A 23,528-nucleotide genomic window follows, 5' to 3' on the forward strand; every position below is an offset into this window, starting at 1 on the left:
GGACGCTGGATGCATGCAGCAGCCGTACGAATCCGCAGGTGCCGGACCTCACGCATCCCCGGGTGCCGGGCCCGCCCCGACCCCGACCCCGAGCGGGCACGGGCAGGCGACGCGCGGGCACGGGGAGACGGCGCGCGTCCTCGTCGTGGACGACGACCCCACCGTCGCCGAGGTCGTCTCCGGCTACCTCGACCGCGCCGGGTACGTCGTGGACCGCGCCGCGGACGGCCCCGCCGCGCTCGCCCGGGCCGCCGCGCACTGGCCGGACCTGGTGGTCCTGGACCTGATGCTGCCCGGGATGGACGGCCTTGAGGTGTGCCGCAGGCTGCGCGGCCACGGGCCCGTGCCGGTCATCATGCTCACCGCGCGCGGAGACGAGGACGACCGGATCCTGGGCCTGGAGGTGGGCGCCGACGACTACGTCACCAAGCCGTTCAGCCCCCGCGAACTGGTGCTGCGCGTGGAGTCCGTACTGCGCCGGACCCGCCCCGTCACGGTCGCGCACCCCCTGCACACGGCCGGCCTCACCGTCGACCCGGCGGCCCGCCGCGCGACCAAGAACGGTACGGAACTCGCCCTCACCGTCCGCGAGTTCGACCTCCTCGCCTTCTTCCTCCGCCATCCCGGCCGGGCGTACGGCCGCGAGGACCTGATGCGCGAGGTGTGGGGCTGGGACTTCGGCGACCTGTCGACGGTCACGGTCCATGTACGCCGACTGCGGGGCAAGGTCGAGGACGACCCGGCGCGCCCCCGCCTGATCCAGACGGTGTGGGGGGTGGGCTACCGCTTCGATGCCATGGCGGGAGCCCGGGACGAATCCCTGGACGGATCAGGGGACGAATCGTTGGACGGATCAGGGGGCAGATCGCTGGACGGCTCCCCGGACGCAGCCTCCGATGGCTCCCCGGATGCCGCCCCCGACGGAGAGACCCGGTCACGGCCATGAACGACGTACTCCTCATGGCCCTGTTCGCCTTCCTCGGCGCCGCCGCGGCGGGGCTGCTCGGCGCGGGTGTGCTGCGGCTGATCCGGCGGCGCTCGCTGACCGCCTCGCTCGCCGTGGTCGCCGCCGTGGCCGTAACCGCGATGCTCGCGGGGACCCTGGCCGTGGCGTGGGCGATGTTCCTGTCCTCGCACGACCTGACCGTCGTCACGACCGTCGTCGCCATGGCGGCCGTCGTCTCCCTGGCCACGGCGCTGCTCCTTGGCCGTTGGGTGGTGGCCCGCAGCCGGGCGCTCACCCTCGCCGCCCGCTCCTTCGGCGACGGCGGCGACTTCGCGGCCCCCGACGGTCCGGCCACCGCCGAACTCGCCGCGCTGAGCCGGGAGTTGCAGGCCACCAGCGCGAAGCTCGCCGAGTCCCGGGACCGCGAACGCGCTTTGGAGACCTCGCGCCGCGAACTCGTCGCCTGGATCTCGCACGACCTGCGGACCCCGCTCGCCGGGCTGCGCGCGATGTCGGAAGCGCTGGAGGACGGTGTGGCCGCCGACCCCGACCGCTACCTCCGACAGATCCGCACCGAGGTCGAGCGGCTCAACGACATGGTCGGCGACCTCTTCGAGCTCTCCCGCATACACGCCGGAGCACTCGCCCTGTCCCCCTCCCGCATCTCCGTCTACGACCTCGTCGGCGACGCCCTCGCGGGCGCGGACCCGCTCGCCCGCGAACACGGCGTACGGCTGGTCGGCGACCGCGTCGAACAGGTGCCGGTCGAGGTGGACGGCAAGGAGATGAGCCGCGTCCTGGGCAACCTCCTCGTCAACGCCATCCGCCGGACACCGGCCGACGGCACGGTCGCGGTCGCCGCCGAGCGGTCGGACGCGGGCGTCGTCCTGTCCGTCACCGACGGCTGCGGCGGCATCCCGGAAGAAGACCTGCCGCGCGTCTTCGACACCGGCTGGCGCGGCACCCATGCCCGCACCCCACCCGCCGGAGCGGGCCTCGGCCTAGCCATCGTCCGCGGCATCGTCGAGGCCCACCAGGGCCACGCCGCCGTCCACAACGTGCCCGGCGGCTGCCGCTTCGAGGTCACCCTGCCCATGGCGGAGGCGTAGCGCCCCTGGTCGCGACCTGTGGTGTCTTTCGCCCCCGCCGCCCCTACCCGTCCCATCCGTACCTGGGGGCTGCGCCCCCAGACCCCCAAAAGATTGCGCAGTTCCCCGCGCCCCTTAAGGGGCGCGGGGAACTGCGCGAACGGCCCCCGCCGGTCCGCAGTCGACACTCAACCGAACGGGGTCTGGGGCGGAGCCCCAGAAGGATGGGACGGGTAGGGGCGGCGGGGGCGAAAAACTCACCCGTCGCCAAGCCGCGCCGCCGCGAACTCCCGCATCCCCTCCACGAACCCGACCTCGGCCTTCCACCCCAACTCGGCCCGCAACCGAGACGAGTCGGCAGTGATGTGGCGCACGTCCCCCAGCCGGTACTCCCCGGTCACGACAGGCGCGGGCCCCCCGTACGCGGCGGCCAGCGCCCGCGCCATCTCGCCGACGGTGTGCGGCTCCCCACTCCCGGTGTTGTAGGCGGTGAGGGCCCCGGCAGGCGAACCCGCCTCCAGGGCGGTGACATTGGCCGCCGCCACATCCCGTACGTGCACGAAGTCCCGTCGCTGCCCCCCGTCCTCGAAGACCCGCGGAGCCTCGCCCCGGGCGAGCGCGGACCGGAAGAAGGAGGCGACCCCCGCGTACGGGGTGTCGCGCGGCATCCCCGGCCCGTACACGTTGTGGTAGCGCAGCGACACCGCCGAACCCCCCGTCGACCGGGCCCACGCCGCCGCCAGATGCTCCTGGGCCAGTTTGGTCGTCGCGTACACGTTCCGGGGGTCGACCGGAGCGTCCTCGCCCACCAGCCCAGGGGCCAACTCCGCACCGCACCGCGGACACCGGGGCTCGAACCGCCCCGCGTCCAGATCGGCGACGGTCCGGGGCCCGGGCCGTACCGCACCGTGCCGTTCACACTCGTAGGCGCCCTCGCCGTACACGACCATCGACCCGGCGAGCACCAGCCGCCGCACCCCCGCGTCCGCCATCGCGGAGAGCAGCACCGCCGTACCGAGGTCGTTGCGCGACACATACTCGACCGCGTCGCCGAACCCGGTCCCCAGCCCCACCATCGCCGCCTGATGACACACGGCGTCCACGCCCGGCAGCGCACCCGCGACCGCCTCGGCATCCCGTACGTCCAGACCGCCGCGCAGGTCGAACACGACCGCCTCGTGCCCCCGCGCGGTCAGCGCCCGGACGATCTGGGACCCGATGAACCCGGCACCGCCGGTGACCAGTACTCGCATACGCCGAACGCTAGGACCGCGACCACACCACCGTGCAGCACCGCGCCCGTTACGTCACGGGTCCGTAAGACCCGGCCTGTTCCGGCGCGTGCGCATCCCGAGAACACTGGACACACCATGCGACCGCATTGATCCCACTGATCCATGCCAGTCGGAATCAATCCCCATGGATCAGTCAAATCCGAAATTCCCGATATGATGCGGCCGCCTCACCCGGATCCCCGCCCCCACCGCCTCCTTGAGGGAGCCTCAACATGGCAGCGCAGCCATCTCCCACTCCCAGCCCCACGCTCGCCTCCGACGACCCGTACCGCTTCGACGACCTGCGCGCGCTGTACATCAACTGCACGCTCAAGCCCTCGCCCCAGCAGAGCCACACCCAGGGGCTGATCGACAAAAGCCGGGCGATCATGGACGAACGGGGGGTCGCCACCGACGTCGTACGCGCCGTCGACCACGACCTCGCGCCGGGCGTCTACCCGGACATGACGGAGCACGGCTTCACCACGGACGCCTGGCCTGCCCTCTACGAGCAGGTGATGGCGGCCGACATCCTGGTCCTCGCCGGACCGATCTGGCTGGGCGACAACAGCTCGGTCACCAAGCAGGTCGTCGAACGGCTCTACAGCTGCTCGGGTCTGCTCAACTCCAAAGGCCAGTACGCCTATTACGGGCGGGTCGGCGGCTGTCTGATCACCGGCAACGAGGACGGCGTCAAACACTGCGCGATGAACGTCCTCTACAGCCTCCAGCACCTCGGCTACACGATCCCGCCCCAGGCGGACGCCGGCTGGATCGGTCCGGCCGGCCCCGGACCGTCGTACCTGGACCCCGGTTCCGGCGGCCCGGAGAACGACTTCACCAACCGCAACACCACCTTCATGACCTGGAACCTCATGCACATGGCGGCCATGCTGAAGCGCGCCGAGGGCATCCCGCCCCACGGCAACCAGCGCTCGGAATGGGACGCCGGCTGCCGCCTCGACGCCCCGAACCCCGACTACCGCTGACGGCGTACGCCCCGACCGAACACCCGCCCGCCGGAGCGGGCCCCGCATCACGCCGCAGACGGTTCCGCGTACGCCCGCCCCCAGGCCGCCGACGCCCTCCCGGCGGCGGCCCACGTCCCCTGAACCCGCGCCGGGCTCAGCACCGGGCTCACCGCCGGCACCGCGTTCCCGCTCCGGCCCCCGTCGAAGACGAACAGGCGCAGCACCACGAAACGTCCGATTCCGGCGAGCCCGGAGGCGCCGAGGTAGACGACCTGCTCCGTGAGCATCCCGGGCGACGACTGCGCCAGGTGCAGGATCAGCACCGCGACGGAGGTCACGGCGTAGGCGGCCGCGGCGGATCCCGCGGACTGCCAGTGCTGGCGCAGACCGGCGCGCCGTCCGGCCCCGAAGGTGAACCGGGCGTGCAGCTCCGTGCACAGGACGGTGGAGGCGACGGTGATCAGCGCGTTCGCCAGCACCCAGGGCATCAGCCCGCCGAGCAGCGCCACGGCACCGCTGGAGAGGACACCCACGCCGCCACCGCACAGCACGAACCGGGCGAAGGAGGCGAGCGGCTTCATGGGGGTTCCTCTCGGGCGGGGGTGGGGGCGGGGGTGTGTCTGGGATCAGCTGGGTGCAGCAGCGACACGCATTTGCTTAACTCACTCAACTATAAACAGATTGCTTGACTTAGGCAAGCTTAATGCTGTGGCGGCCTGTCCACGAAGATCACGCAGCGCGGGGCACAGCTTGCTGACCTGGAGCTTCGCCCAGCCGCCTTACGGCATTTCAGCCCCCGGAGGCGCGAGCGGGAAGCGGGCGACGATGCGGGCGCCCCGCGGGTGGGGCTCGGCGGTGAGGGTGCCGTGGTGGTGGGTCGCGATGTCGCGGGCGATGGCCAGGCCGAGGCCCGCTCCGCCGAGGTCGCGGCTGCGGGCGTCGTCGAGGCGGGTGAAGCGTTCGAAGACGCGGTCGCGGTCGGCGTCGGGGATGCCGGGGCCGTCGTCGGTCACCTCCAGTACGGCTGTGCCGGTGGCCGCGTCGGTGTGCAGCGCCAGCTCGATGTGCTCGTCCGCGTGCCGTTGGGCGTTGTCGAGCAGGTTGGTGAGGAGTCGGGTGAGCCGGCCCCGGTTGCCCTCGACCGTGATGCCGGGCTCCAGCCTCAAGCCGACCGGGACCCGGTCGCCGTGGCGTGCGGCGACGGTCGTACGGCAGAGGTCGGCCAGCTCCAGCGGACCGCTTTCCACAGGCTCGGCCGCGTCGAGGCGGGCCAGAAGCAGCAGGTCGGCGGCGAGGTCCTGGAGCCGCACGGTGTCCTCCAGTACCTCGCTGACCAGGTCCGGCCACAGTGCCGGGTCCGGGTGGGCGAGGGCGACCTCCAGCTGCGTACGCAGGACGGTGATCGGGCTGCGCAGTTCGTGCGAGGCGTCGGCGATGAACCGGCGCTGGCGGACGACCGCGTCCTCCAGGCGGTCCAGGGTGGCGTTCATGGTGCGGGCGAGGCGGGCGACCTCGTCCTGGGCCTCCGGGACCGGGACCCGGCGGTGCAGTGCGTGCCCGGTGATCTCGGCGACCTCGGACCGGATGGCCTCCACCGGACGCAGCGCCCGGCCCGTCACCCACCAGGTGACCAGCGCGACCGTGGCCAGCAGCAGCGGTGTGCCGATGCCCAGCGCGACCGCGGTGATCTCGTCCGCCTGGTCCGCGTCCCGCAGCGAGGTACCCGCGTACACGGTGACCTTGCCGGTGGGGGTCTGCGCGGTGACGGCGACGATCCGCTGGCGGTGCTCGTCGTGGAACGGTTCGCCGGACCAGGTGGCGCGCAGCTCGCCGCGGTGCGGGCGGACGTGGCCGACGGGCGGGCGCCCGCTGAGGTTCTGGCTGGCGGCCACGACACGCCCGTCGGCGTCGACGACCTGGATGAAGTCGGCGCCGTGGGCGAGGGGCAGCAGGTCCGGGAGCTTGCCCTGAGTGGCCAGCCGTCCCACGGTGTCCGCCTGCTGGGTGGCGGCGTCGTTGGCGCTGCGCTGGAGGTTGGAGTGCAGAATGCCGAGCAGCGCGAAGGAGGCCGCGGCCAGCGCGACGGCGACGACCGTGGTCGCGCCGAGCGTCGCCCGGGCCCGGACCGACCCCGGCCACAGGCGTCGCGCGAGTCGCACGGAGGTGGTGCGGGGGCTCCGGATCGCGGCCAGGATCTCGCCGGGGCGCGGAAGGAAGCCGGGCCGCAGGAGGAAGCCGGGCCGCGGGAGGAACCGGTACCGGTCTCGGCCTCGGTCTCCGTCTCCGTCTAGGCCTCGGTCTCGCTCTTGGCCCAGGCCTCGGTATCGCCTAGCCACCGTCGGCCGCCAGCCGGTATCCGGCGCCTCGGACGGTCTCCAGGGCCGAGCGGCCGAACAGGGTGTCGATCTTGCGGCGTACGGCGCTGACGTGGACCTCGACGAGATTGAGGTCCGCCTCGAAGGCGGAGTCCCAGACGTGCTGGAGGATCTCGCGCTTCGCCACCACCTCGCCGGCGCGCCGGGCGAGATACTCCAGGATGGCGAACTCCCGTGTGGTGAGGCGTACTTCGCTGCCACCGCGGGTGCACGTACGGCGGGCCGGGTCGATCACGAGATCGCCCAGTTCGAGTGTCGGAGGAAGCCGGTGGCCGGTACGGCGGTGGAGTGCCCGGAGCCGGGCGACCAGGACGACGTACGAGAACGGCTTGGACAGGAAGTCGTCGGCACCGGTGTCCAGCGCCTCGGCCTCGTCGTACTCGCCGTCCTTGGCGGTGAGCATCAGGATCGGCGTCTCGCTGCCGGCCGCGCGCAGCCTGGCGCAGACCCGGTAGCCGTTGAGGCCGGGCAGCATGATGTCGAGCACGATCACGTCGTAGTTGTGCTCCAGGGCGAGCCACAGCCCCTGGTTCCCGTCGTGGGCGACATCGACGGAGAAGCCCTCGGCCGTCAGCCCCCGCTGCAGGGCGGCGGCCAGCCGCTTCTCGTCCTCGACCACCAGTACACGCACGCCGTACAGCGTCGCACGCCGCCCGGCGGCTCCCTGAAGACAGCTTCAGCTGCCTTCAGCCTGGCTTCAGCAACGACACTCCAAGCTGACCGCAGCCGCCGGCACCGGGCCGGCCTCGCGATCAGGAGCCCGAGCATGTCCCAGCCCGTCCCGCCGGAGCAGCCCGAGTCCAAGTCGGCCAAGTCGGCCAAGCCGTTCCGCGAGCGCCTCCCGCGCCTGCCGCAACTGAGGCGAAGCCGCAAGGTGGCGCTCGGCGTCGCGGTCGTCCTGCTGGGCGGAGCCGCGGCCGGCGCCGTCGCGATCGCCGACCACGACCACGGCGACAAGAACGACCGTGGCCACGTCGCGGCGGACCGCGACCAGAAGGGCCGCGGCAACGGCGAGCACCGCGGCCGCGGCGAGGGCCGAGGCGGGGACGCGGGCAAGAACGACGAGTTCAAGGCGAACCGGAACAACAAGAACAGCCAGAACAGCGACAGCAACGACGAGAGCAGCCAGAACAGCCAGAACAGCCAGAGCGGTCAGGGCAGTCTCGCGCCCGCGCCCCTGCCGGCGGTGTCGGCGGCCAAGGCGATCGAGGCGGCCGGCAAGGCGGTCCCCGGTGGCAAGCCGGACGCCCTGCGTGTGGTGGCGCAGCAGGGCGGCGGAAGCGCCTGGGAGGTCGAGGTGCTGGGCACCGACGGCGTCCGGCACCTGGTGACCCTCGACGGTGCGACCGGCGCGGTGACCGGCAACACCGTCGTGTCCACCACCCCGACCGCCTGACGCCGAGGAGTGCGGGCCGGCGTTACTCGGCGCCGAAGGCCGTCCGCAGGGCAGTGACGGCCTGGGTGATCGCGGCCTCGGCGGCATGGGTCTCGCGCAGGGCGTTGAGCATCACGAAGTCGTGGATGATGCCCTGGTAGCGGACCGCGGTGACCGGCACGCCGGCCTCGCGGAGCTTGTTGGCGTACGCCTCTCCCTCGTCGCGCAGGACGTCGGCCTCGGCGGTGATGACCAGGGCCGGCGGCAGACCGGTGAGCTGCTCGGTGGTGGCGCGCAGCGGAGACGCCGTGATCCGGGCGCGATCGGCCTCGTCGGTCGTGTACTGGTCCCAGAACCACTGCATGGCGTCCCGGCGCAGGAAGTACCCCTCGGCGAACTGGTGGTAGGAGCCGGTGTCGAAGGCGGCGTCGGTGACCGGGTAGAAGAGGACCTGCTGGACGAGGGGGACGTCGCCGCGCTCCTTGGCCAGCAGGGTCAGGGCCGCGGCCATGTTGCCGCCCACCGAGTCACCGGCCACGGCGATGCGGGTGGCGTCGAGCCCGTGCCCGGCGCCGTCGGTGACGATCCAGCGGGCGACGGTGTGGTTCTGCTCGACGGCGACCGGGTAGCGGGCCTCGGGCGAGAGGTCGTACTCGGGGAAGACGACTGCGGCGCCGGTGCCGACGGCGAGTTCGCGCACGAGGCGGTCGTGGGTGTGGGCGTTGCCGAAGACCCAGCCCGCGCCGTGGATGTAGACGATCACCGGGAGGACGCCGGTCGCTCCGGCGGGGCGGACGATACGCGCCCGGACCTCACCGGTGGGGCCGCCCGGTACGGTCACCCACTCCTCGTCGACGGCCGGCTTGGCGATGTCCCCCGACTGGACCTCGTCGACGGTCTTGCGGCCTTCCGCCGGGCCAAGATCGAAGAGGTACGGCGGGTTCGCGGTCGCCTCGGCGAAGGCCGCGGCGGCGGGTTCCAGGACGGGACGGGCGGAGGTGGCGTCGGCGTCGGTCATGGCGATCTCCTCGGATCGGGCACCGCGGGCAGGCTCCGGCGGCGGTGTTCGCCGTGGAGCGGCGGTACACGATGACAGTAGCGCACGATTAAGTCGTGCACTACTAATTAGGGATCGATAGAATCGAGGGGACTTCGAAGGCTAAGGTGGAGATCGCCGTGCAGGACACGGAGCAGGCAGGGAAGCAGGACTCAGAAGCGGATGCAGGGAGACCCACCGTGACCGCAGCCGGAGCGGAACCGACCGAGGTCCGTACCCGGGAGGGTTCCCAGCTCCTGGACGACCAGCTCTGCTTCGCGCTCTACGCGGCCTCGCGGGCGGTCACCGCCCGCTACCGGCCCCTGCTGGACGCGCTGGGGCTGACCTATCCGCAGTACCTGGTGATGCTCGTGCTGTGGGAACAGGACTCGATCTCCGTGCGCGATCTGGGCAACGCCCTCCAGCTGGAGTCCAGCACCCTCTCCCCGCTCCTGAAGCGCCTGGAGGCGGGCGGACTGCTCCGTCGCGAACGGCGCGCGGAGGACGAGCGTTCCGTCGCCCTGCGCCTCACCGAAGCCGGCGCCCAGCTCCGGGAGAAGGCACGCACCGTCCCCCTCGCCATCGGTGACGCAATGGGCCTGACTCCCGAGCAGGACGCCATGGCCAAGCAACTGCTCCGCCTCCTCACCGCGAACGTCACGGAGAGCTGACCTCGCCCGCCAGGGGGCGCCCCCAGTTCTTCGAAGCGGTGGGCGTCCAGCAGGGTTTCGGGCATCCGCAGGATGTACGCCGTGCCCTGAGCGACCAGTTCGACCCGAACATCTCGGCCTCCGCACCGGCGGCTCACGGTCCCACAGGCCGTCAACTGGTCCACCGGCACCGGGTGGTTGGGCCTGAACAGCAGAGCGGCGAGGAGGTTGCGCCGCTCGGCGGGACCGAGTCGCAGTTCGCCGACCTCGGTGGCGCCGCGCGGCGGGGACCGGCCGCTCTTGGACCCATAGGAGTACGGTGAAGGGAGCGAGGACCTTTCGTATGCCGGCGTTCAGACCGGTCTCGGCCTTGCGGCTCCACGACACCGGGTGCTGCGCGCTCGGAGGCAGGTTCCGCCTTATGACCGCCGAAGCCCCTCCGCTGTCCGGGCGTGCCGAGGTCCGCATCGTCTCCACGTCCCCGGAAGTGGCACGACAGGTCGCCGATGTGCTCCGCCGGTTCTTCGCCTGTGACGAGGGCCGCAGCTATCCGGCGGGCCCCGAGGGCGCGGGCACGCGCCTGCACCTGACCCTGGATCCCTCGTACTCCGCGCCCCCGCTCCGCAGGCCCTGGATCGAGACCAGCAGACGGCCCACCGACCGTACGCATCCGCGTGAGGCCGTCTGACCGTCCCTCCGCAGTACGCCACCCGTCATCCGTACAGGGGCAGCCCGTGACCCCGGCCGCGCCATCCGCACCGAGGTCAAGGAGTCCCCCTCATGTCGTCCATGACGCCCAGTTCCACCACGTCCGAGGCCGAACGCCCTTCAGTGGTCGTGCCGCCGAGCGCTGCCCAGCCGTCCCGGGAGTACGACGGAGTGGGGCCGTTCCCCGCCGATGAACCGGCGGCCCCGCGCGGCAGCGGCGAGCGGCTCTACGTGACCGTGACGGCGGTGATCGTCGTCGCCCCCTTCCTGGCGCTCGGCCTGGCCGGCTGGCTGCTGTGGGGGAGTCTCATCCACCCCGCCGACATCCTGCTCGCCCTCGTCCTCTACACGGTCACCGGCCTCGGCGTCACCGTCGGCTTCCACCGCGGGCTCACCCACGGCGGCTACCGCGCGATCCGTCCCGTACGCGTCGCACTGGCGGTGGCCGGGTCGATGAGCTTCCAGGGCGACGTCATCGGCTGGGTCGCCACCCACCGCCGCCATCATGCCTTCACCGACCGGCCCGGCGACCCGCACTCCCCGTACCGCTACGGCACGCACCTGCGCGGCCAGTTGCACGGGCTGCTGCACGCGCACGTCGGCTGGCTGTTCCGCAACGACCCCACGTCCGCCGAGCGTTACGCCCCCGACCTGCTCGCCGACCGCGACATCCGTGCCGTCTCCCGCGCCTTCCCGGCACTGTGCGCCCTCACGCTCGTGCTGCCGTTCGCGGCGGGCTGGGCCATCGGCGGTACGTGGCAGCGTGCCCTGACCGCCCTGCTGTGGGCGGGAGTTGTGCGCATCGCGCTGCTCCACCATGTGACGTGGAGCGTGAACTCGCTGTGCCACATGATCGGGGAGCGCCCCTTCCACACCCGGCGGTACGACCGTGCCACCAACCTGTGGCCGCTGGCTCTGCTCTCCTTCGGCGAGAGCTGGCACAACCTCCACCACGCCGACCCCACCAGCGCGCGGCACGGCGTAGACCGCGGTCAGCTCGACCCCTCCGCCGCCGTCATCCGTCTCCTCGAACGCCTCGGCTGGGTGTCCGACGTGCGCTGGCCGACGCCGGACCGGGTCGCCGCCCGCCGCGCCTGAGCCCGGGCCGGCCCCTTCGCCTTCCCTCTCACTCTCCGTACGGCAGTCCACAGGAGACCTCTTGACCACCGCACTGCAGCCCTCGCTCCCCTCGCATCCCCTCCTCCGCCTGCGTCTAGCACCCCGTGGCGGCCAGCCGCACCATATCGACGGTGCGTGGTGGCCCCACTCGTACGACCTGCTCGCGGAACTCCCGCGGCTGCTCGCCGGACTGCCGAGGGCCTGGGGTCACATCAGCAGCGTCACGGTCAACGGGGCGACGTGGGCCGCGACACCCGGCCGGATGCTCGTCTTCAACCAGGTCGTGCGCCTGAGCAGGTCCACCGCCGCGTCCGCCCCGCACACGGTCTGCCTGCTCGCCCCCAGCCGGGGCAGCCGGGGCAGGCGGGACCTGCTGGTCGTACCGCCCGGCACCCCGCGGAGCACCGCCGAGCCGCTCATGGCCGCCGCGGCGGGAGGCGACACCTGACCGGGTGCCGATGTACGGAGGCCCTGGGCTCTGTCTCCCGTCACATTCGGGCCGGCCCGGGGTGCTTCCGCTCGCTCGACAGGCTGCGGTGCGACTCGTTCGACGGGCTTCCGTGCAAGGAGAGAGTGATGCGCTCCGCGTGCCGCGCGTCGAGCCGGTGGATCACTCGGGCTGCCGCGACGGCCAGGATCAGCAGAGCACTGAAGGCCATGCCGGTGACCATGGCTCACACTCCCGCGAGCACGAGGGCTTGTTCCGCTTCCAGGAGCGCGCTCGCGGTCGCCCGAGGGCCGGAACTCCCGCTCGCGACGGCCATCAGCCGGGCGGCCGCCGGGGCGCCGGTCTCCGGCGGTATCACCAGCAGGTCCCAGCGCCCGGCGGTGTAGGACAGCAGCAGGATCTCGTTCGGGTCCATCTCCCGCGCGAACCAACCGACCTTCACCACATGTCCGTTGACCGCCGGCCTGGGCGGTATGGCCGGCCAGTGCTGAGGGTTGACGGCGATCCGGGTGATCCGTCCCCACAGGGGATCCAGTACATCGGCCAGAGCGGAGAGTTCGTGTGCCAGGTCCCGGGAGCGGGGCCACCAGGCGCCGTCCAGAAGCCCGCGGGGCGTACTCGCGGGCTTCAGCGCGAGGCGAGCGGTCGGAGCCCTGAAGGGCACGATCCGCAGTGGGGGGTCGGTGGTCGCGGACATCGCGCGAACCTGTCTCCCGGCCACGCCCGCCGGCTGCGGCCCGGTGTCGTCACTCGCCGAGAACGACACCGGCATGGCTGCCGGTGTGCGAAATACCCTCGATGGCTCCACGCTACTCTCCCGCCCTGCCGAACGGACCCCGGCGAGGCACCGATTCGAAGGGTGGGGGCAGTCGCCGGCGCCACGGTCCGTTCGGTCGTCCGAGGAGTACGCTCCAAGTACCGAGGATATTTCGCGCACCGGCTGCCACGCTCGTGTCGTTTTCGGCGATTCAATACGCCGGGCCGGTTGCGGTCGGCCCGGGGCAGGGTCCGCGTCATGACTGCGACCATCTCCCTCCCGCCGCCCCTCGAAGACCGGCCGCCCTCCTCTTCCCCTTCCTCCTCCCCTTCGTCTTCTGCTTCCTCCGCTCTCCGCCTGTCGCTGGCTCCCGCCGGTTCCGCACCGGCTCTCCTGGACGGCGCCTGGTGGCCGCGGTCCCGCGATCTCGGGGCGGAACTCCCCGCACTGACGGCGGTGCTCGATCCGTTGTGGGGGCGGATCACCAGGGTCACCGTGAATCCCGTCCACTGGCCGGTCGTCCCGCGCAAGGTGCCCGTCGCCGGGCATGTGGTGAAGGTGGGCTGGTTCCGGGCGGAGCAGGACCCGCACGAGCTGATGCTGCTCTCGTACCACGTGGGCCGCTGGAACCTGCTGGTGGTCCCGCCGCAGACGCCTCCGGCCTCGGCCGCCTGGCTGATGGCCGCCGCGAGCGACCCACTGGGCACGTCGACCGCGAGCCGGTTGATGGCGGAGGCCGCGCGTCTGCGGACGGTGGCGGAGACCGACCTGGCCGTGGAGGAGGTCCGGGCCTCCGAAGGAGGACATGAGGCCCGCGATCCGGCCGCCGCGGCACCGCGGCGGACGCGGGGGAGGTGAGGACCATGGGGACCGTCCTGGCCGTGGTCCTGCCCCTGGTGATGATCGCTCTCGGCGTGCTCCTCATCCACCTGCTCAACGCGCAGCACAGTGAACGCATCGCCGCCTTCCGCTACGGCCGCTCCTGGACGACCGCGCGGGGACCGGCGCCGTCGGTTCCGCGGAAGGCGGGCGGCCCGGCCGGACCGAGCGGCACCGATGACCGTCGTGATCACCGCGACGGCGGCCGCGGGCGGTTCAGGCCCCGGCGCCGGACCCGGAAGGGAGCGGGCTGAGTCCTTGCTGTCACGGCGGTTCCGAGCCAAAGTCCCAAAGCGTCCAGGACATTGCCATGGGGTCATACCCCTGGCGTGTCTGATCCTGTCGAGGGGGCGACGGGGGCGACGGCCGGCAGCCAGCCCTGCTGCACGGCGCGGACGCCGGCCTCGAAACGGCTACGCGCGTTGAGCCGTTCCATGAGTCCGGTCGCTATGCGCCGGGCGGTGCGGTGGGAGACGCCGAGGCGCTTGGCGATCGCTTCGTCGGTATGCCCCTCGGCGAGCAGCCGCAGGGTAGTGGCCTCGGAGCCGGTGAGCCCCTGAGGATCGCGCGGAACCGCGTTCCCGAAGGGCTCGGCGGTGGCCCAGGTGGTCTCGAAGAGCGCGCAGAGCGCGGTGAGGGTGCCGTCGCCGGTGAGCAGGACCGCGCCGGCCGCCGTGTCGTCGCTGCGGGTGGGGATGACGGCTGTGGCCCGGTCGACGATGATCATCCGGATGGGCAGGGTCGGCACCGTACGCACCTGTCCGCCCTGCGCGGCGAGCCAGTCGACGTACTCCGCGGTGTGCGGACTGTTGCGGACACTGTCGAGGTAGATGGTGCGCAACCGCACGCCGCGGCCCAGCAGTTGCTCATTCAGAGGCCGCGCGGCCTCGATGCTCCCCCGGGTGTGCTCGCCGTCCGGGGCGAAGGTCATCACCTCGGTGCGCACCTCGCGGGTGAGGGTGGTCAGCCGGTCCCTGATCTGGTCGAGGCCGGTGAGCTGCTCGACTCCGGGGCTGGGGGCGGACCGTGAGTCGGCGTATTCGGCGATGAGTTGCGCGGCGGCGGCGCGGGATTCCTCGATGCGCTGCTGATGGGCGGCGAGTTCCGCCTGCTGACGGGCGAGCAGGAGTTCCATGCCGACGTCCGGGCTGACCGCCTGGAGTCCGCGGCCCGGCTCGTGCGAAGGCCGCAGCAGGGCGAGTTCGCTGAGCTGGTCCAGAGCACGGCGGCCGGTCACTTCGGCGATACCCAGCCGTCCGCAAAGAGCCGTCAGCCCGTCATCGGGATGCGCCAGCATCGCCCGGTAAACGGCTTCGGCATCCGCGTCCAGGCCGAGCAAAGTCAGCATATGAGGCCCCCCTCGTGGACATACGTCGTGATCATCACTCACAAGTAATTGCCCAGGCAATGACTTTGGGCAGCGAGGACACTTCCGGCCAAGGACCACAATGACCAGGGCCACAGGGTGCTCACAGGTGTTAGGGCTTGGGACGGTGGTCGTATGTATCTCGTCCACGTCCAATTGAAGGGCCCCCCTGGCCAGGCGCTACCCGAGCACACGGCACAGCTCGTGCTGACACACGCCGAGCCGCAGGACCGCCTGGAGCACGTCAGCGCGCACCCCGGCGCGAGCCCGCACCCCGTACTCGGTCTCTTCCTCCTCGCCGCCGACCTGGACGAGGCGGAACGGCACGCCGATCTGGCGTGCCGGCGCGCGCTCGCGCGATGTCCGTCGTTGCGCCAGTGGCGGCTGGTCTCGGCTCAGGTTCCGCTGATCGCCCCGTTCCTGTGACCGCTGTGATCATTGCGGCCAAGGCGTCGCCGACTTTGCGGCCATTGCGGCCACCGCAATCCCCGCAACCACGTCGAACCCAGTGGGACTTGTGGGCCCCTGAGGCCCTCGCTGGACCGAATGGGCCAAGGCCCTTTGGGGCCAACCGAAAGCCCTTCCACCCCAGTTGAGCTGCGACGAAGCTAGGCATCGCCAGCAGGGAACACCCCCGGCGGGCACCACCGGCACCGCGTCACCGCGGGACACGGGCCGGTTCAGTCCCTCGTCTCCACGCTTCGTCTTCACGCCTCAGGAAGGGCTCTCGCCATGACCAGCATCCAGTTCGCCCAGACCGCCGCGGTCCCCTTCATCTTCATCCTGGACGACATGATCTGGCAGTAGTCCGAATGATCCGGCAGTAGTCCGAAGGCGAGCGCCACGGCTGCACCTGCAGGGCAGCCGTCTGTGCCGGCCCCTTCGCTTGGCTCCACCTCTTCTCGCCGGCTCCTCTCTCCTCCCTCTCTCCTCCCCGCAGTCACTTCCAGGGCTGAGCCCTGCCCACATTCAGGAGTACGACCATGTCCGCACTCGCCAAGAGCACCCGTCGCGCCCTCGTTCTCTTCCCCGCGCTCTCCGCCGTCGCCCTCACCGGCCTCGTGCTGCCGCAGCAGGCCACGGCCGCCTCGACCCAGGGCGGGGACATCTCCCGCACGGAGGTCATCTCCCGTGCCAAGAACTGGTACGACCGCAACGTGCAGTACAGCCAGACCTCGTACACCAGTGACGTGGACGGCGATCACACCTACCGACAGGACTGCTCCGGCTTCGTCTCGATGGCGTGGCACCTCACCAGCAGCCGCACCACATCGACGCTCGACGACTCGGCCGTGTCCACCACGCTCTCGGACAAGAGAGACCTGCTGCCAGGAGACGCGCTCGACGATGTGTCGGACGGGCACGTCGTTCTCTTCGTGAAGTGGATCGACAAGACGGCAGGAACCTTCAAGTTCTACCAGGAGGCGAACCCCGACATAGACATGGCGTACGGCACGGCGGACATCGACAGCGGCAACATCGCGGGCCTCCCGTACTACAACTACAAGGCTCTCCGCTACAACAACATCACCGCCGACGCCCCCGCCACCCCGGCCGCGTCCTGGAAGCTGCAGACCCTGGTCAACACCAGCAGCAGCGTCTACCACGCCATCCGCAAGGACGACGGAAGCTGGACCACCTTCGGCAACGTCGAGGGCCAGACCGGCAGCATCGGCAACGTCCGGGCCGTCGCGGACGCCGCGGTCAGCGACGACACCCATGTGCTGGCGGTCGGCACCGACGACACCCTCTACCACGCCATCCGCTACGACAACGGCGACTGGTCGCCGTTCCGCAGCGTCGAGCACGTCGCCGGGCAGCTGACCAACATCACCGACATCTCCGCCGTGTCCATCGGCACGGAACTGCACGTCGTGGCCGTATCGAACGGCAAGCTCTACCACACCATCCGGCACGAGGACGGCAGCTGGCAGGACTGGGGCAGCGTCTACTCCCAGACCGGCGACGCGGGTGTCGCGAGCCAGGTGTCCATCGCCTCCGTGGGCGGCGCACTCCAGGTCGCGGTCGTCGTCCCCGGCACCGTGCGGCACGCCATCCGCAGCAGCGACGGCACGTGGAGCTCCTGGGGCAACGTGGAGGGCAAGGCCGGCGACTCCGGCACCCCGACGGACGTCAGCGTCGCCGGTGTCGACGGTGAGCTCCAGATGATCGTGATCAGCAACTCCGGCGCCAAGCAGGTGCACACCATCCGCCACTCCGACGGCACCTGGGACACCTTCAACAGCCTCTCCGGCGTCCTCGGTTCGGGCCTGACCATCAACTCGGTGGGCGCCGCGAGGGTCGACGGCGAACTCCAGGCCACCTTCGTCACCGACGACGGCAAGCTCCTCCACACCATCCGCCACAGCAGCGGCTCGTGGGACGACGCCAACTCCAAGGCCCTGACCGGCGTCTCCGGCACCATCCTCGGCACCTCGGTGACCGGCAGCCTCTGACACCACCTCAGACACCACGTCTGGCACCCCATCACCTGAGCGCGCACGCCCCGGCCGGAACCCCGGCCGGGGCGTGCGCGTCGGCGTGAACCAGCGGTTTCCTACGGGGTGTTGATCAGGTCGTACGGCGGAACGGTCACCGTGCGGGCGTCCGGCGTACCGCCCAGGACGACCTTGCGCAGCGAGACGTTGTTGCTGAGGCTGGTCTCCTGGAGCCGCTTCTCGGGGTTGGCGATCACCTGGATGTAGTACGTGCCGTTCGGCAGGCCGGTGATGTCGAAGGACTGACCGGGACGGTACTGGGTGTACGTGTCGCCGGAGCCGACGTCGAGGACCTCACGCACGGAGATCGAGTTCTGCTCACCGCAGGCGGTCGACAGATCGGTGTTGTACGGGTGCCAGTTGGCGTTCTTCACCGTGTAGTCGATGGCGTCGGTGTTGGCCAGGCAGAACGCCTCCTTGCCGCTGCGTACCTGCGTGCTCTGGTCCGCGCTCAGCAGCCGGTAGCTCGCGAAGTCGGTGAAGTGCCAGTGCTCGTGGCCCTCCCGCGGGTCCCACTCCATGGTGCCGCTGGGCGTGTACCCGACCTGCTTGCCGTTGGCGTCGTAGAAGTACTGGTAGGAATCCATCAGTTCCTTGCCGGGGCTGCGGAAGCCGTCCACGACGAGGGGGGCGGGACCGGCGTTCCAGACGTTGGCGCTGAAGGCGAGATAGTCCTTGCCCGGTACGTCCCCGTCCTCGCCGTCGGTGATGGCGATGCCCCAGGCGGGCAGCGAACGCAGGTCCGGCTTGGGCACGTTCGCCGGGACGCCGGCCCGGCCGGTGGGCCGCTGGGTGTGGGGCTTGAGCGCGGGCGCGATGCGCGAGCCGTCGGTGTGGCCGGGGCCGTCACCCAGGTGGTGCGCCATGCCCCGGTCTTCGAGGGCGTGCGACAGGGCGGGCGGGGTGGGTGCGTCGGCGCCACGGGGACCGTAGTGGTGGGGAGCGGAGTGCGCGCCATGCCCACCACTGTGATGTGCGGAGGACTGCGAGGAGGAGGCCATTCCCTGCCCGCCCCCGCCCCCGTTGCTGACCTGCCGAACCGTCACCTTGATGGTCGGCTGGTCATTGGGGATGCCGAACAGGTCACGGTACTTCTTCGCGACCGAGACCTTGGCGGTGTACTCGCCCGCCGGCAGGTCCACCGGCTTGTCGTAGTCGACCGTGCTGGAGTTGGACGCCCAGCCCTTCTCGACACCCCACACCGAGCCCAGCGTGAACGGGTTGGTGGAGCAGCTCTCCGGGTACTTCGACGTCGCCGGTGCGTCCGGACGGATCCGGCCGGAGGCGTTGTTCGGGCAGAAGGTCCCCTTGCTCTTCGCCACCTCCGTACCGGCCGCGTTCTTGATCGACACCCGAAGGAAGCCGGGCAGACCGGAGAAGTCCTTCACCATCCCCGCGGGCAGTGTCCTGGTCCGCGTACTCGTACCGCTTCCGTTGCGGAAGATCTGCTTGGCGACGACAGGGTCCTTGTACGACTTCCGGGTGACCTTCAACTCGAAGGGCGCACCGTCGACCGTGACATACGTACCCAGGTCGAGGTAGACCCCGGGTTCCCCCTCCCAGCGGTCGAGCGTCACGGAGTTCGACGCGGCGATCAGCTTGAGCTTCGGCTCCCCGGCCGTGCCGGCCGGGGCCGCCCCGGCTCCTGGAGCGGCCCCGGTCCCGGCGAAGAAAACGGTGAGCGCGGCCCCTGCGGCGAACGCCGAACGCTGTAAGCGACTGCGGTGTTGCTGACTGGTCATCGGTTCCTCGTCTGCGAGTGCCGTGGTCAAGCGGCAGCTGACTGGACAGCCCACGACCGGCCGACGGTACGGGCACACCCCACGCGCCCTGAGGCCGAATCTGTGAGCAACCTGTGAGACGGGTGAAAACCGTGCAGGGGTTGCTTGTTGGGGAGAAAGAGGACGAGGAAAGGAGGGGGAAAGGAGTGCGCGGCGCCCCGGAGCGTTTGGCGCCCCGGAGCGGGCGGCGACCTCAACCGCTGACGTGGACCCCGCGCGTGAACGGCTCGAAGGTGTGGCTGAAGTACCACGTGTCCTGGGCGATGCCCGAGCAGGAGTTGGCGCCGGCGGTACCCGCGCAGCCGCCGTTGTCGCGCTGAAGGGCCCAGAAGGAGAGCGTGCTGATCCCCTTGGCGACGGCCCACTTCTCCACCGTCACCGCGTCCTGCGGGGTGAAGGTCTCCTCCGGGCCGAAGTCGTCGATGCCGGGCATCTCGGTGACGCCGATCATGTGCCAGAGCTTCGCCGGGCTCTTCTTCGGGTAGAGGGCGGCCAGTTGGTCGTGCAGACCGGCGGCGGCGGTCTCGGTGTCGGCCGCCATGTCGTGGGTGGCGCCGTCCCAGTAGTCGAACGTCATGATGTTGACGACGTCCACGCGTGCGCCGTTGTCGACGGCGTTCCGCAGCAGGGCCACGCCGCTCGGCGCGAGGCCGGTGTTCGTGGTCGGCAGGGTGTAGGAGAACTGCACGCTGCGGCTGGTGTGTTCGGCCCAGCGCTGGACCTTCGCGATGGCCTTGTTGCGGCGGTCGATTCCGGCGGAGTTGTTGATGGAGTCGGCCTCGATGTCGAGGTCGATGCGGGAGACGCCGTACGTCGTGACGAGACTCTCGTACACCTTGGCGATGGCGTCGACGCTGGTGCAGCTGTCGGCGAGTTCGGTGCCGGTGGTGTCGGCGCTGTAGCCGCCGAAGGACGGGATGACGTTGCCGCCGCGCGCCTGGATCTCGGCGATGTCGGCGCCGAAGGTGGCCTTGCCGATCGGCTGGGTGGTCTGGCCGTTCCAGTACGCGGTGCAGGAGTTCGCCGCATCCGTCTGGAGAAACGCCATGGTGAGGTACTTGTTGCCCGACGCGGCGGCGAGCGCGGCCGGGCTCTCACCGGTCCACGCCTCGAAGTAGGGCGCCGCCACATGTGCGGGCATGGGCTTCGCGCGATATGAGGGCGCCGGCTGCGCGGCGAACGCGCCACCTCCCCCGAGGGCGACCAGCCCGGCCGACAGGGCGGTCACGGTCATGCAGGACAGCAACGTACGAAGAGGACCAGGTCGTCTCATTGACGCTCCCATGAGGAAGAAGTGCAGGCGGGGACAGCGGGCACAGATGCGGGACGTCCGCCCGGCCGGTACGCGCGGGAGAACTCCCCTCGACCAGGGGCGAACAGCGTCCATGGTTGGACTAGACCAATTATCTGTCAAGGTTCTTTACAATTAACTGACCTGAGGGGGCACGGGAGATGGGCGGGGGCACTGCGACCACGCCGCCGGCGAAACCTGGCAACTGGCCGTCTCCGGCGATGGGTTCACGGTGGAGTCCGCCCGCAACGGGCTGTGTGCCGGAGTGGAGGACGGCTCGGCGGCGGCCGGCAAGGCGGTGCGCCGGCAGGCGTGCGACGGAGCAGTCACGTCCCACCGGCCGCACTGGCGGCGCCCAAGGGAGGTGGAACGATGAACCGGACACGTCTCGCAGCACTCACGTTCCTGGCCGTCCCCGCGCTCGCGCTGGGCCCCGCGGTTGCCGCACACGCGTCGACCACCATGGCGCCCGGCGCCGCTCCCAGTGCGACGTGCAATGTCGAAAGAGAGTCGAACGGCAAGTACCACCTCTGGGGTGTGGGGTTCCCCAACGGCCAGAAGGTGACCTACTCGGGGTCCAGTTCGGGCACTGTCTCAACGGACGATTCGGGAAGGTTTGACGTCGACGGTCTGAGCGGGGCCAAGTTCGTCGTCAAGACGGGCGACGGAATGACGACGGTCACCTGCGCCATGGTCAACCACTGATCCGGGTCGCAGGCCGGGCGCGCGCCTCGCGACCCACGCCACGAACACCCCGCACCAGACCGGCGCACCGACACCCCAACCGCGCTCGCCTCCGTCGTCGCGGTCGGGGTGTCGTCAGCGCTGCCCTCGACCCGGGCGGGAGTGAGCCGGTGATGCGCTCCCCGTTGCGCTACGCGGGTCGAGCGTTCATTATCAGGAAACCTGATACTTCAAAGTTGTAGCGATAGGCGGGTCGGACCATGCCCTTCAGTCCCGGAATCCAGGCCAGGGGCATCCAGTTGCTGCTCAGCGGCATGATGACCCGCGTACACAAGGACCTGCGTTTCACCGACATCCCGAAGCGGACCGAGTCCCTCCGGGTGGAGACCGGTGCCGGACCGGTGACCTGCACCGTCTACCGCCCGCCGGCCACCACGGGCACCCCCGCCCCCGTGTACGTCAACTTCCATGGCGGCGGCTTCATCGTCGGCCGCCCCGAGCAGGACGACCACATCTGCCGCTACATCGCCGCCATGGCCGGTTGCGTCGTGATCAACGTGGACTACGCCGTCGCCCCGCAGCGGCCGTTCCCCGCCCCCGTCACCCAGGCGTACGACGTCACCGCGTGGATCGCCGGGAACGGCCCCGCCAACAACTGGGACGGCTCGCGACTCGCCGTGGGCGGGCACAGTGCCGGGGCCAACCTCACCGCCGCGGTCTGCCGCACGGCCCGAGACCGTGGCACCTTCTCGCCCCGGCTCCAGATCATCGACTCCGCACCGCTCGACCAGCTCGCCGACCCCGCCACCAAGCTTTCCCCCATCGCCAAGCCGCTGCTCAACCCCTACCTCCTACGCGTCTTCACCACCGCCTACGTCCCGGATCCGGCCGACCGCGCCCACCCCCTCGTCTCACCCGGCCTGGCCGACGACCTCGCCGGCCTGCCGCCCGCCCTGGTCATCACCGCGGAGCACGACCGCCTCCGCGACGAGGGCGATGCCTACGCCAAGGCCCTGGATGCCGCGGGAGTCCCGGTCACCCATCGCGTCTTCGAGGGCGTCGACCACTACTTCACCCACACCGGCCCGGTGTTGGCGGGCAAGGAGGCCATCGAGCTGATGGCTACCACTCTGCGCTCGGCGCTCAGGGCCTGACGCCGGTCGGCCACGCACCACACGACGCCGCGTAGGGGACGAACGCCGTGCCGTATTTCGGCGCCTTCGGCAGCGGCGTCGGCCTGGAGTCGTCGCGCGGCGCCCAGAACGTGGTGTTCCTCTGAACTCCCGCGCTCGGCAAGCTGTCGAGCACGACTGCGTTCACCGTGATTCCCGGCCTGCAACGTTCTCCAACCCGCAGGGGAGCACCGACAGGTCAAGGGTCACGGGAAGGTCACCTCTTGCGCACATCTTCCACACATGTGCCTGCCGGGAACTACGGTCGCTCCACGCGAACCACCCTGGGGGACGAGATGGCCAACCCGTACACCGCGCCCACGCCACCGACGCCGCGCCCGCCCGACACCCGCCCGCTCCGTAAGCGCGTTGGTGTGTGGATCGGCGGCATGGGCCTGCTCGTCGCGGGTGCGGTGCTTGCCACCGCCGGGAACGGCGGGCAGCAGCCCGTCGAGGCCAAGGTCAAGCCCGCAACGACCGTTACGGCGACCGTGACGGCCGCGCCCGAGCCCGCCCCGACCGTCACCGAGACGGTCAGGGTCAAGGCGAAGCCCCGCCCCACGGTCACCGTCACCAAGACCGCCGCCGCCAAGGCCGCCGACACCGACAACGGCAGCCAGGACAACACCGGCACGTGCTCGATCGTCTCCAACTCGGGAAACTGTTATTCGGCGGGACAGTTCTGCCGCAACAGCGACCATGGGTCTCTTACGACCACCGCGAGCGGCGCGACGATCAAGTGCGCATACAGCTCGAACGCGTGGCGCTGGACCTACGCCTGACGCGACGAGGCGGCTCTGGCAGTGCTCGCCGTGGCGCTGAGCGCAAGGTCCGGCCGGCGAGCCGTCTGCGGGTGGACACAGTCCCTCCACCACCACCCGACGCTGCCCCGATGCCGTAGACCGTCTCGCCGACTGCGGGACCTGAGCGTGAACCGGCCCGCCTGGCGGGCCGGTTCGGCCGCCGGGTGAGCTCGTCGGCGGCGTCGGCGGCTTCACGGCGACCGCGGTCGTCCTGCCGCAGACCTCGTCCATATGGTTTGAACTGCACGTTTCAGCGCTCTGAAGCTCTCCCCGAAGCACTGAAACCGCATTGAAGCCATTCTGAACC

Annotated in this window: 25 protein-coding genes and 1 pseudogene; 15 read left to right on the forward strand and 11 right to left on the reverse strand. The window is 70.8% G+C overall.

Annotated features, from left to right (window positions below; genetic code table 11):
• Positions 1-13 precede the first annotated feature (13 nt).
• Positions 14-946, forward strand: a complete 933-nt coding sequence (locus AB5J50_RS26325; protein WP_369260746.1) for a response regulator transcription factor — start codon at positions 14-16, stop codon at positions 944-946.
• Entirely contained in the window at positions 943-2,055 is a 1,113-nt protein-coding gene (locus AB5J50_RS26330) for a sensor histidine kinase (protein ID WP_369260747.1), read from the forward strand. The genes AB5J50_RS26325 and AB5J50_RS26330 overlap by 4 nt, the downstream gene beginning before the upstream one ends.
• A gap of 236 nt (positions 2,056-2,291) precedes the next feature.
• On the opposite strand, the gene AB5J50_RS26335 is transcribed toward AB5J50_RS26330, so the two are convergent.
• Entirely contained in the window at positions 2,292-3,287 is a 996-nt protein-coding gene (locus AB5J50_RS26335) for an NAD-dependent epimerase/dehydratase family protein (protein WP_369260748.1), read from the reverse strand.
• Between the two features lie 254 nt (positions 3,288-3,541).
• Here AB5J50_RS26335 and AB5J50_RS26340 point away from each other — a divergent pair, with 254 nt between their 5' ends.
• A complete protein-coding gene (locus AB5J50_RS26340; protein ID WP_369260749.1) occupies positions 3,542-4,297 on the forward strand; it encodes a flavodoxin family protein in 756 nt (251 codons plus the stop codon).
• Between the two features lie 47 nt (positions 4,298-4,344).
• Here the strand turns inward: AB5J50_RS26340 and AB5J50_RS26345 are convergent, their stop codons facing one another.
• The 3 genes from AB5J50_RS26345 to AB5J50_RS26355 form a co-directional block, all read right to left on the reverse strand.
• Positions 4,345-4,860, reverse strand: a complete 516-nt coding sequence (locus AB5J50_RS26345; RefSeq protein ID WP_369260750.1) for a GtrA family protein — start codon at positions 4,858-4,860, stop codon at positions 4,345-4,347.
• A gap of 198 nt (positions 4,861-5,058) precedes the next feature.
• Positions 5,059-6,438 (reverse strand): ATP-binding protein, encoded by a 1,380-nt coding sequence (locus tag AB5J50_RS26350; protein ID WP_369260751.1) that lies wholly within the window; start codon positions 6,436-6,438, stop codon positions 5,059-5,061.
• Positions 6,439-6,607: 169 nt separating this feature from the next.
• Entirely contained in the window at positions 6,608-7,285 is a 678-nt protein-coding gene (locus AB5J50_RS26355; protein WP_369260752.1) for a response regulator transcription factor, read from the reverse strand.
• A 135-nt stretch (positions 7,286-7,420) separates the two neighbouring features.
• Between AB5J50_RS26355 and AB5J50_RS26360 the strand changes: the two genes are divergently transcribed.
• On the forward strand, positions 7,421-8,050 hold the full coding sequence (locus AB5J50_RS26360) for a PepSY domain-containing protein (protein WP_369260753.1): 630 nt from the start codon (positions 7,421-7,423) through the stop codon (positions 8,048-8,050).
• A 22-nt stretch (positions 8,051-8,072) separates the two neighbouring features.
• Here AB5J50_RS26360 and AB5J50_RS26365 read toward each other — a convergent pair whose 3' ends face one another.
• Positions 8,073-9,047 carry an alpha/beta hydrolase gene (locus AB5J50_RS26365; protein ID WP_369260754.1) on the reverse strand — a complete coding sequence of 325 codons (975 nt, stop codon included), beginning with the start codon at positions 9,045-9,047 and terminating at the stop codon, positions 8,073-8,075.
• A 218-nt stretch (positions 9,048-9,265) separates the two neighbouring features.
• Between AB5J50_RS26365 and AB5J50_RS26370 the strand changes: the two genes are divergently transcribed.
• From AB5J50_RS26370 to AB5J50_RS26385, 4 genes are all read left to right on the forward strand, one after another.
• On the forward strand, positions 9,266-9,736 hold the full coding sequence (locus AB5J50_RS26370) for a MarR family winged helix-turn-helix transcriptional regulator (RefSeq protein WP_369260755.1): 471 nt from the start codon (positions 9,266-9,268) through the stop codon (positions 9,734-9,736).
• A gap of 400 nt (positions 9,737-10,136) precedes the next feature.
• Positions 10,137-10,403 carry a hypothetical protein gene (locus AB5J50_RS26375; protein ID WP_369260756.1) on the forward strand — a complete coding sequence of 89 codons (267 nt, stop codon included), beginning with the start codon at positions 10,137-10,139 and terminating at the stop codon, positions 10,401-10,403.
• A 92-nt stretch (positions 10,404-10,495) separates the two neighbouring features.
• Entirely contained in the window at positions 10,496-11,521 is a 1,026-nt protein-coding gene (locus AB5J50_RS26380; RefSeq protein ID WP_369260757.1) for an acyl-CoA desaturase, read from the forward strand.
• A 61-nt stretch (positions 11,522-11,582) separates the two neighbouring features.
• Positions 11,583-11,990 (forward strand): DUF5994 family protein, encoded by a 408-nt coding sequence (locus tag AB5J50_RS26385; RefSeq protein WP_369260758.1) that lies wholly within the window; start codon positions 11,583-11,585, stop codon positions 11,988-11,990.
• A gap of 40 nt (positions 11,991-12,030) precedes the next feature.
• Here AB5J50_RS26385 and AB5J50_RS26390 read toward each other — a convergent pair whose 3' ends face one another.
• Both AB5J50_RS26390 and AB5J50_RS26395 read right to left on the reverse strand, forming a co-directional pair.
• Complete coding sequence (locus tag AB5J50_RS26390; protein WP_369260759.1) at positions 12,031-12,201, reverse strand: hypothetical protein; 171 nt, start codon at positions 12,199-12,201, stop codon at positions 12,031-12,033.
• A gap of 15 nt (positions 12,202-12,216) precedes the next feature.
• A complete protein-coding gene (locus AB5J50_RS26395; protein WP_369260760.1) occupies positions 12,217-12,687 on the reverse strand; it encodes a DUF5994 family protein in 471 nt (156 codons plus the stop codon).
• 318 nt (positions 12,688-13,005) lie between these two features.
• Between AB5J50_RS26395 and AB5J50_RS26400 the strand changes: the two genes are divergently transcribed.
• Positions 13,006-13,605: a DUF5994 family protein gene (locus AB5J50_RS26400; RefSeq protein ID WP_369260761.1), complete on the forward strand. Its 600-nt coding sequence runs from the start codon at positions 13,006-13,008 to the stop codon at positions 13,603-13,605.
• A gap of 5 nt (positions 13,606-13,610) precedes the next feature.
• Positions 13,611-13,880: a hypothetical protein gene (locus AB5J50_RS26405; RefSeq protein ID WP_369260762.1), complete on the forward strand. Its 270-nt coding sequence runs from the start codon at positions 13,611-13,613 to the stop codon at positions 13,878-13,880.
• A 62-nt stretch (positions 13,881-13,942) separates the two neighbouring features.
• On the opposite strand, the gene AB5J50_RS26410 is transcribed toward AB5J50_RS26405, so the two are convergent.
• Positions 13,943-14,974 carry a LuxR C-terminal-related transcriptional regulator gene (locus AB5J50_RS26410; RefSeq protein ID WP_369260763.1) on the reverse strand — a complete coding sequence of 344 codons (1,032 nt, stop codon included), beginning with the start codon at positions 14,972-14,974 and terminating at the stop codon, positions 13,943-13,945.
• A gap of 153 nt (positions 14,975-15,127) precedes the next feature.
• On the opposite strand from AB5J50_RS26410, the gene AB5J50_RS26415 reads away from it, so the two are divergent.
• On the forward strand, positions 15,128-15,418 hold the full coding sequence (locus AB5J50_RS26415) for a hypothetical protein (protein WP_369260764.1): 291 nt from the start codon (positions 15,128-15,130) through the stop codon (positions 15,416-15,418).
• 281 nt (positions 15,419-15,699) lie between these two features.
• On the opposite strand, the gene AB5J50_RS26420 is transcribed toward AB5J50_RS26415, so the two are convergent.
• Positions 15,700-15,837 carry a hypothetical protein gene (locus AB5J50_RS26420; RefSeq protein ID WP_369260765.1) on the reverse strand — a complete coding sequence of 46 codons (138 nt, stop codon included), beginning with the start codon at positions 15,835-15,837 and terminating at the stop codon, positions 15,700-15,702.
• 138 nt (positions 15,838-15,975) lie between these two features.
• Here AB5J50_RS26420 and AB5J50_RS26425 point away from each other — a divergent pair, with 138 nt between their 5' ends.
• On the forward strand, positions 15,976-17,448 hold the full coding sequence (locus AB5J50_RS26425; protein WP_369260766.1) for a hypothetical protein: 1,473 nt from the start codon (positions 15,976-15,978) through the stop codon (positions 17,446-17,448).
• A 101-nt stretch (positions 17,449-17,549) separates the two neighbouring features.
• Here AB5J50_RS26425 and AB5J50_RS26430 read toward each other — a convergent pair whose 3' ends face one another.
• Positions 17,550-19,232 carry a lysyl oxidase family protein gene (locus AB5J50_RS26430; RefSeq protein WP_369260767.1) on the reverse strand — a complete coding sequence of 561 codons (1,683 nt, stop codon included), beginning with the start codon at positions 19,230-19,232 and terminating at the stop codon, positions 17,550-17,552.
• A 250-nt stretch (positions 19,233-19,482) separates the two neighbouring features.
• Positions 19,483-20,544: pseudogene (locus AB5J50_RS26435) on the reverse strand (chitinase); the annotation flags it as partial.
• A 390-nt stretch (positions 20,545-20,934) separates the two neighbouring features.
• Between AB5J50_RS26435 and AB5J50_RS26440 the strand changes: the two are divergent.
• The 3 genes from AB5J50_RS26440 (at position 20,935) to AB5J50_RS26450 (ending at position 23,200) form a co-directional block, all read left to right on the forward strand.
• A complete protein-coding gene (locus AB5J50_RS26440; protein ID WP_369260768.1) occupies positions 20,935-21,267 on the forward strand; it encodes a hypothetical protein in 333 nt (110 codons plus the stop codon).
• A gap of 239 nt (positions 21,268-21,506) precedes the next feature.
• Positions 21,507-22,400, forward strand: coding sequence for an alpha/beta hydrolase (locus AB5J50_RS26445; RefSeq protein ID WP_369260769.1), 894 nt, complete (start codon positions 21,507-21,509; stop codon positions 22,398-22,400).
• A 314-nt stretch (positions 22,401-22,714) separates the two neighbouring features.
• Positions 22,715-23,200 carry a hypothetical protein gene (locus tag AB5J50_RS26450; protein ID WP_369260770.1) on the forward strand — a complete coding sequence of 162 codons (486 nt, stop codon included), beginning with the start codon at positions 22,715-22,717 and terminating at the stop codon, positions 23,198-23,200.
• Positions 23,201-23,528 lie beyond the last annotated feature (328 nt).

The sequence above is a fragment of the Streptomyces sp. R35 genome (assembly GCF_041053035.1).
GTDB lineage: Bacteria > Actinomycetota > Actinomycetes > Streptomycetales > Streptomycetaceae > Streptomyces > Streptomyces lutosisoli.

What these genes read in the sequence shown, in the direction of transcription:
- AB5J50_RS26325 (WP_369260746.1), top strand. Translation starts at nt 14, where the DNA reads ATGCAGCAGCCGTACGAATCCGCAGGTGCCGGACCTCACGCATCCCCG.
- AB5J50_RS26330 (WP_369260747.1), top strand. Translation starts at nt 943, where the DNA reads ATGAACGACGTACTCCTCATGGCCCTGTTCGCCTTCCTCGGCGCCGCC.
- AB5J50_RS26335 (WP_369260748.1), bottom strand. Translation starts at nt 3,287, where the DNA reads ATGCGAGTACTGGTCACCGGCGGTGCCGGGTTCATCGGGTCCCAGATC.
- AB5J50_RS26340 (WP_369260749.1), top strand. Translation starts at nt 3,542, where the DNA reads ATGGCAGCGCAGCCATCTCCCACTCCCAGCCCCACGCTCGCCTCCGAC.
- AB5J50_RS26345 (WP_369260750.1), bottom strand. Translation starts at nt 4,860, where the DNA reads ATGAAGCCGCTCGCCTCCTTCGCCCGGTTCGTGCTGTGCGGTGGCGGC.
- AB5J50_RS26360 (WP_369260753.1), top strand. Translation starts at nt 7,421, where the DNA reads ATGTCCCAGCCCGTCCCGCCGGAGCAGCCCGAGTCCAAGTCGGCCAAG.
- AB5J50_RS26365 (WP_369260754.1), bottom strand. Translation starts at nt 9,047, where the DNA reads ATGACCGACGCCGACGCCACCTCCGCCCGTCCCGTCCTGGAACCCGCC.
- AB5J50_RS26375 (WP_369260756.1), top strand. Translation starts at nt 10,137, where the DNA reads ATGACCGCCGAAGCCCCTCCGCTGTCCGGGCGTGCCGAGGTCCGCATC.
- AB5J50_RS26380 (WP_369260757.1), top strand. Translation starts at nt 10,496, where the DNA reads ATGTCGTCCATGACGCCCAGTTCCACCACGTCCGAGGCCGAACGCCCT.
- AB5J50_RS26390 (WP_369260759.1), bottom strand. Translation starts at nt 12,201, where the DNA reads ATGGCCTTCAGTGCTCTGCTGATCCTGGCCGTCGCGGCAGCCCGAGTG.
- AB5J50_RS26395 (WP_369260760.1), bottom strand. Translation starts at nt 12,687, where the DNA reads ATGTCCGCGACCACCGACCCCCCACTGCGGATCGTGCCCTTCAGGGCT.
- AB5J50_RS26400 (WP_369260761.1), top strand. Translation starts at nt 13,006, where the DNA reads ATGACTGCGACCATCTCCCTCCCGCCGCCCCTCGAAGACCGGCCGCCC.
- AB5J50_RS26405 (WP_369260762.1), top strand. Translation starts at nt 13,611, where the DNA reads ATGGGGACCGTCCTGGCCGTGGTCCTGCCCCTGGTGATGATCGCTCTC.
- AB5J50_RS26410 (WP_369260763.1), bottom strand. Translation starts at nt 14,974, where the DNA reads ATGCTGACTTTGCTCGGCCTGGACGCGGATGCCGAAGCCGTTTACCGG.
- AB5J50_RS26415 (WP_369260764.1), top strand. Translation starts at nt 15,128, where the DNA reads ATGTATCTCGTCCACGTCCAATTGAAGGGCCCCCCTGGCCAGGCGCTA.
- AB5J50_RS26425 (WP_369260766.1), top strand. Translation starts at nt 15,976, where the DNA reads ATGTCCGCACTCGCCAAGAGCACCCGTCGCGCCCTCGTTCTCTTCCCC.
- AB5J50_RS26430 (WP_369260767.1), bottom strand. Translation starts at nt 19,232, where the DNA reads ATGACCAGTCAGCAACACCGCAGTCGCTTACAGCGTTCGGCGTTCGCC.
- AB5J50_RS26440 (WP_369260768.1), top strand. Translation starts at nt 20,935, where the DNA reads ATGAACCGGACACGTCTCGCAGCACTCACGTTCCTGGCCGTCCCCGCG.
- AB5J50_RS26445 (WP_369260769.1), top strand. Translation starts at nt 21,507, where the DNA reads ATGCCCTTCAGTCCCGGAATCCAGGCCAGGGGCATCCAGTTGCTGCTC.
- AB5J50_RS26450 (WP_369260770.1), top strand. Translation starts at nt 22,715, where the DNA reads ATGGCCAACCCGTACACCGCGCCCACGCCACCGACGCCGCGCCCGCCC.